Origin of the sequence: Sodalis-like endosymbiont of Proechinophthirus fluctus (assembly GCF_001602625.1) — a bacterium.
Classification (GTDB): domain Bacteria; phylum Pseudomonadota; class Gammaproteobacteria; order Enterobacterales; family Enterobacteriaceae.
Genome location: NZ_LECR01000037.1, coordinates 371 through 6,591 on the forward strand (window position 1 = coordinate 371; position 6,221 = coordinate 6,591).

At 48.0% G+C, this 6,221-nt stretch carries 5 protein-coding genes and 4 pseudogenes; 6 read left to right on the top strand and 3 right to left on the bottom strand.

Annotated features, from left to right (window positions below; all coding sequences use genetic code 11):
- A pseudogene (locus BG74_RS03990) lies at positions 1-485 on the bottom strand (acetate kinase); the annotation flags it as partial.
- 445 nt (positions 486-930) lie between these two features.
- Here BG74_RS03990 and BG74_RS19505 point away from each other — a divergent pair.
- From BG74_RS19505 to BG74_RS04000, 4 genes and pseudogenes are all read left to right on the top strand, one after another.
- Complete coding sequence (locus tag BG74_RS19505; protein WP_369678502.1) at positions 931-1,107, top strand: DUF412 domain-containing protein; 177 nt, start codon at positions 931-933, stop codon at positions 1,105-1,107.
- 447 nt (positions 1,108-1,554) lie between these two features.
- Positions 1,555-2,003: pseudogene (locus BG74_RS10570) on the top strand (YfbU family protein).
- A 340-nt stretch (positions 2,004-2,343) separates the two neighbouring features.
- Positions 2,344-2,484 carry a hypothetical protein gene (locus BG74_RS12880; RefSeq protein WP_187202585.1) on the top strand — a complete coding sequence of 47 codons (141 nt, stop codon included), beginning with the start codon at positions 2,344-2,346 and terminating at the stop codon, positions 2,482-2,484.
- A 27-nt stretch (positions 2,485-2,511) separates the two neighbouring features.
- Complete coding sequence (locus tag BG74_RS04000) at positions 2,512-2,886, top strand: hypothetical protein (RefSeq protein ID WP_066596758.1); 375 nt, start codon at positions 2,512-2,514, stop codon at positions 2,884-2,886.
- Here BG74_RS04000 and yfbR read toward each other — a convergent pair.
- A complete protein-coding gene (gene yfbR, locus BG74_RS04005) occupies positions 2,864-3,463 on the bottom strand; it encodes a 5'-deoxynucleotidase (RefSeq protein WP_066596760.1) in 600 nt (199 codons plus the stop codon). The two genes, BG74_RS04000 and yfbR, sit on opposite strands and share 23 nt — an antisense overlap.
- A 171-nt stretch (positions 3,464-3,634) precedes the next feature.
- Positions 3,635-4,688: pseudogene (locus tag BG74_RS10575) on the bottom strand (aminotransferase class I/II-fold pyridoxal phosphate-dependent enzyme).
- Positions 4,689-4,925: 237 nt separating this feature from the next.
- On the opposite strand from BG74_RS10575, the gene BG74_RS12885 reads away from it, so the two are divergent.
- Both BG74_RS12885 and BG74_RS12890 read left to right on the top strand, forming a co-directional pair.
- Positions 4,926-5,078: a hypothetical protein gene (locus BG74_RS12885; protein ID WP_187202586.1), complete on the top strand. Its 153-nt coding sequence runs from the start codon at positions 4,926-4,928 to the stop codon at positions 5,076-5,078.
- A gap of 507 nt (positions 5,079-5,585) precedes the next feature.
- Positions 5,586-5,974 (top strand): annotated as a pseudogene (locus tag BG74_RS12890) (LysR family transcription regulator); the annotation flags it as partial.
- Positions 5,975-6,221 lie beyond the last annotated feature (247 nt).

Below are 6,221 nucleotides of genomic sequence, written 5' to 3' on the forward strand. Positions count from 1 at the left end.
TACGATTCTTTAGGCATTGTTTGATGGAAAGCAGTATCAAAAACCGCTACGTTCTTTTGTGCCAGCTGCGGAAATTCTTTTAGAGCTTTGCGGATACCTATAAGATGTGCCGGATTATGCAGCGGTGCGAACGGGATGGAATCCTCGATGCCTTTTAATACATCATCATTAATAATGGCAGACTTGGTGAATCGTTCACCGCCGTGTACGATGCGGTGACCAATGGCGGTTAATTGTGCTGAAAGTTCCGGTTTTTTTGCCAAAATAGTATTAACGACAAAGTGCAGTGCTTCACTGTGCGCGCTGCCGGCACCTAATGCTGCTTCTTGCTTGGCGCCGTCCATCTTCCATTTGACACGCGCTTGCGGTAGATTGAAGCACTCGGCGAGACCAGAGATATATTCTTCACCATTGGCGGCATCGATAATGGTGAATTTCAAAGATGAACTGCCACAGTTAAGAACCAGTACTAGCTTACTCGACATGGAAGTACCTACTTGTTATGCGTGGTTAATAATTCGTCAAACAGGCTTCAATCGTAGCAGAAGTATATTCCGCCGCTGACATTTATGATTAACATTATCGATGCAGTGTTTTCCGCAGTTATAATGTCGGCAATGAGCTTACGCTGGCCTGATACGTTAGCCCTAGGAGGCATATTTGCCCCTTAGTTATCGCGATCGACCTGAATGCTGGCGCTAGCGCATGATAAGTCCCGTGCGCGGAAAATAGGATAACGAGAGACCGCGGTAAAGACAAAATATATTTAAATGTTATAAAATGCATCGCGAAATTGAGCAATAATTTTAATTATTGCTCATAAAGTTGAGGCTTGCTATGTCGACAATTCATTACTATTCAGTAAGTTAGTACAAGATATTCCAATGCGGACAACACTATATAAAGGCCTGGCCCGCCGAAAAAATCCTGGTGCCAATCTTCCCTGAATACCGTGTTGGTACGCGCTACGCGTTTCGGCGTGCGCTAAATTCCGGCCGGCGGGCGCGATCTTTTTACCCTGAGCTGGCAAATCGCCCTCTGGGGCAGCTTAATCCCGCGGTGGCAACCACTATCTTTGCCTGCATCCTGCTGATGCAAAGATTGTGATGGCTAGGCAAGCGGTCGGTCACGCCGCTTGCTGCTGCCTTCGCTGCTGAATTAGTTCAATAAAGTGCGGCAAAAGCTTAATGAAGCCGGCCAAGCGGTGACTCCGGTTAAAAGGGGTACCCACCTATCAGATGCTGACCGAGGTGCTTGAAAAGGCGTTTAAACTGCTCGATAAGGCGTTTCTGGATAATTTGTAAATCCTAAGCCGCGTCTTGCACACCCGCCGCCATAAATATTTTATCTGGTCATGGTTTAAATCAAACAAAGTGGGGTTTGCACCACCCCAGCGTCCAGCGTTATGCCATACTGACGTCTGTGAACCTTCCTAGCGTGGCCAGGCTCTTAGCACCATCGGGAGTGCTTTACTGGTGATGCTCTATCTATAGATAGTTATAACCAAATAGACATGACCAACGCCCAACGGCATATCTGATCAAATTAGCATAAATGCTGACATTGCTTGACCCCGACAACAGCGAGCGCTACTGTTGACTGCAAACCAACATCGAGCGCGGCTACGGTCTGTAAATGTACTAGTTGGATCGCTATTTCGGCTCGTTGAGCATGGACGTTTGCCGTAGCATTATCCATATCATAGAAATGTATCACGCCATGCAGGTGTCCTGCTCCATTTTGAAGGACTGCCAGGACATTGACGAGCGTTGCCTGGCGTTTATCGGTTTCGATGCCGCCACGGAAGCGCGTTATTTTATCTATGTCTGTTTCATAGTATTCACCGAAGGTTGCTACACCCACTTCGACTCTTGGTGCCCACAGTTTCAATGCCCAAACAAAAATATGGGATAACTATCTGTGTATGCTGGCGATCTGGCAGGTTTATCCTCGTCAATATCACCTGAGCGCGGGTGGAAATTTCGCAAATTATCAATGCTTGAAGATGAAGTTAAGGAGCGGCTTGTGCTCGGTTTAGGCTTTTTGTTTGATATGGATGGGACTTTGATAGATTCGTTGCCGGTAGTGGAGCAGTTGGCCTAGGGTAACTTGCGCGCAGTGCCACGGCGTGCCGAAGGCGGAAGTGTTGAATTTTATACATAGCAAATAGGCGATTACCTCGTTGTACCACTTTATGCCGAGGCAAAGCGAAGAGACGATATAACACAAGTATCGTCTCCTGGAACGCTTTGAGGCCGAAACCATCGACGTCGTAAAGCGCGCTGCCAGGCGACTATGAACTGTTAAACGACCTTAGCCGCCTGCAGCAGCTACCGCAGGCGTTTGACCGCCGATGGTTTCAGCGATCCTAACGTGCTACTCATCGCCGCGCTGTTCGACATCAGCGACGGGCTTGTGTGTATCTGCATTGCGCTGTTGGTAGAGGACTGGTTGGTACGTATGGCGTATGGCGGGCAACAGTGAGGTGCGTATGCTGTTGCTGTATCCGCGATGGGCGCGTTTCTGTTCCCCAATTCCATCGCCGCGCTTATCATCTGCATGCTGATGGGAATGTTCCTCTGCATCGATATGAATAGCGCCTATAAAGCGATCTACTGGCCGAGTCTCATTCTGATTGTCAGCACGATGCCCTTCGCGCTGGCGCTGGGAGAAGACTGGCGGCGTGGATATCTTAGTGCGCCTGTTCATGTGCCTGTCGGACGGGACCAGGGCGCATATGATGATGCTGAGCCTGTTTATCCTATGCACGGTGACCGGGCTGTTTATTTTCAATACTGCCGCTGCGGCGTCCATGATACCGGTCTCCTCGCCATTAGTACACTGGTGTTGGGGCTAGTCAACGCTACAGCGGCGAATCCTGGCTAATTTCGTCCAGCGACAAGCTGAAGCTTGGGATAAATACTGTCTGGAAATAGTCCATCGCGGGGCTGCGCCTCTCGTTCAGCGTTTTTTCGAGTCTCGCCATCGCCAGGGTAAACTCGGTATTACCGGCGGAAATCTCCTCCAGACACTTCAGATAGGCGCATAGCGCATCGGCCTGCTTGACGACGACTTTCTCCGCTGGTAGGTGGTGTTGCTCGTCGATGAGCAGACGGAAATCCTCACGCAGCGCTTCTGGGACCATATCAATCAACTTTTGTTGCGCGATTTTTTCAATATTTCTGCACTCGTGAGCGATCTGGGCGTTGTAATACTTGATAGGTGTCGGTATATCCCCGGTCAGCACTTCGCTGGCGTCGTGGTACATTGCCAGCAGCGCGATACGCTCGGCATTCAGGTTGGCGCCAAACAGGTGATTATTGATGAGTGCCAGAACGTGGGCCACAAACGCCACCTGTAGACTATGCTCCGAGACATTTTCGGTGCGCACATTGCGCATCATCGGCCAGCGGTTAATCAGCTTTAGGCGTAACAGATGGACGAAGAAGTGACTTTTGTTCATAAACGTTTCCAGAAAGACGCGATAACGGAAACGCTATTGTGCGCACTCGGCGGCGGATATGCAAATCTCCCAGCCATCGGCATCGGCACGGACAGCCAAGGTGCATCTGCCACTGCGGCGTCCGTTTGGCGCCATACCGGCTTGGCTTACCGTGCGCCGCGTGCTAGCTTATTAGTGATGATTATAATGATTCATAAAGCGACAGAATTTGCCGATGGTGGGTTCCAAGCTCGTCTATCTGTAGCAATGTCATAATCCGTGGCAATGTCATAATGCGCAAGTGATCCGGCCAGGGCCAGGGCCAGTTAAAAGCGCTACCCTGAACCAGTAGCACTTTCTCTTGCAGCAGCAGATTGAACACCAGCTTCTGATTGTTATGGATATTGAAGCACTTGGCGTTGTAGCGCTATATAGCACACCGCTTCGACAGGCCGTTGAACGTGACGGTAAGGAGATCGGGTGCCAGCGCCGCGATAGAGTGATACTCCGCGGCGTCACAGAGAATGTTGTCATAAATTTCGTCCGAGAAAATAATCAGATCTAAGTTATACTGCCGGGCGATTTCAACCAGCGACAACAGCACGTTTGTACTGTAGATTGCTCCGGTCGGATTATTCGGATTGACAATTACCGGCCTAGGCATGCGGGGCGTTATTTTGTTGCGGCGGATATCTCCCAGGCTGGGAACCAACCAACTTCCTTATCGCACAGATAATGCACCGCACAGATAGTTCACCACGTTGCCGTCCGATAGCGCAACTGACTCCGTCCACAGCAAGGTAATCCGGCGCCGGGATCAACACCTCATTGCTGCCGTTAAGCAACGCCTACATAGATTGCTGAATCAATTCCGAGACACCTTTGCCGATATAGACATCCGCCATGGCGAGATCCAGCATCTCGTGAATGCTGCATAATGGCCGTGCGCAATGGACCTTGCGCACGGAATATAGCCACTTGTAGTAGCTATAAACCTTGGGCAGTAGACAGATTGCGAATTACATCTACCAAGATCTCATTCGGTGCTTCAAAAATGAACGGGGCGGGTTGGTTTGTCGATATTCAATTAGTGACTTTGTTGCCTTCTTTCCAGGCGTTTCGCCTCTTTCAGCATGCGGCTACGAATGTCATAACAAACGTATTCCAGTTTGCCGGATTTTTCTACGGATGCAACCACGATATTAATCCTTCTATCAGACAGGGTATTCCCACCATGGATACGCATGGTCTGCTTAATATACTCTTGTCTCGAGCGCTTTTGAAGAATGAAACCGTGCGGCGAGAAGGATTGTGCGTTTCCCCAGCGACTAAAATATATGAATATAAATCTATATTTTAAATAATAATTAAAAAATTTGTTATAATAATCATTCATAATAATGAGCGTTGAGGAATGAGCAACGAAATTAAATGCGGTGGCCGATCACTTTTTATACAATCATGCCAGCGAATAAGTTACGGTGTGGATCAAAAGCTGGGGATCATGGGAGATATGGGGCCTGAGAGGGCGAAAGGCCGTGATAATGCTTTTGTTAGCGTGCGGGTAGTTGAGTATGTCCGCGATGTACCGTCCAGGATATTGGGCAAGCAAATGACGAAATCTACGCCTCGTTGAGGGAGTGTTTGGTGCGTGTCGTTTTTGGCGCACGGGTTGAAATTTAACTTCTTGACCGTCGCGGGGTTATTTATAGTATGCCTTTACAGGCGGCCAGATTTGGAAAAAGAAGAACGATTTATTCTTTTAAATAACAATTAAAGTAAACTTATATAAATAAGTGTCGCAGTAAGGTAAAAGTAGCGATTAATTATTAATAGTTAGCTTATTTTTCCTTATAATAAGGAAATTTTTTATCCTTAACAAAGCAAATGTATTGGCAGCATTGGTGCTTAGTTTCAGCTTCGCGGTAGTCTTGTTATTAACAAGTGGTAGTGTGATTGTTAAAGGATGAACCATCCGGCACAAGCAGTGCATATTGTTCGAGGCGCCCGGTGTCATGGATATGACATGATATGCTCAAGGCCAGATTTTGACAATACGATGGAGTTACCACATTTTGCAACGCCAGGACAGTAGTTTGTTAATTAGAATTCAAACAGTGAAGACAATACGTGGAAACAATATATGACCAATGCAAATCTTCCCATACTCAATCTTGATCTCGATATATTAAGAACGTTTGTTGCCGTCGCCGATCTTACTTAACACTTTTGCTGCAGCAGCGGCATCAATACACTTTTGCTGCAGCAGCGGCATCAATTTGCCGCACGCGGTCTGCGATTAGTCAGCAAGTGCAGCGATTAGAACATCTTGTGATGAAAGATCTTTTCGCTTATGTAATAAGATCTTAACTGAATATAGCATTCAACTTCTTGGCTATGCCCGCAAGATTTTACTGTACACGGATAAAGCTCGCACTTCCCTTATGTTCAATAATATCCAGGGTGTGCTAACCATAGTGTCGGCCGCGATGATACGGCCTACACTATCTTCCCTACCTGCTTAACCGCATTACCTGATTATCCCAAATACTGTCAGTGGATGTCTGTGTGAAACGCGGTCCGCAAATGGTGTAAATACTCAACAATGGCGAAGTGGATTTAGTCATCAGCACTCAGAGTGATCGTTACTCCTTCGCGCATTCTGTGGTGACGCTGCGCACCCCTCGTCGATGTTTTAGTATTGCGCGGCGGATTATCGCTTCACGCCCGGCGAGGTAGTCACGCTGGACGAGCCTAGCCAGTTTCGTACCCTGGCCGT

Coding starts and splice junctions, on each gene's coding strand:
- BG74_RS04000 (WP_066596758.1), top strand. CDS start 2,512: ATGGGCGCGTTTCTGTTCCCCAATTCCATCGCCGCGCTTATCATCTGC.
- yfbR (WP_066596760.1), bottom strand. CDS start 3,463: ATGAACAAAAGTCACTTCTTCGTCCATCTGTTACGCCTAAAGCTGATT.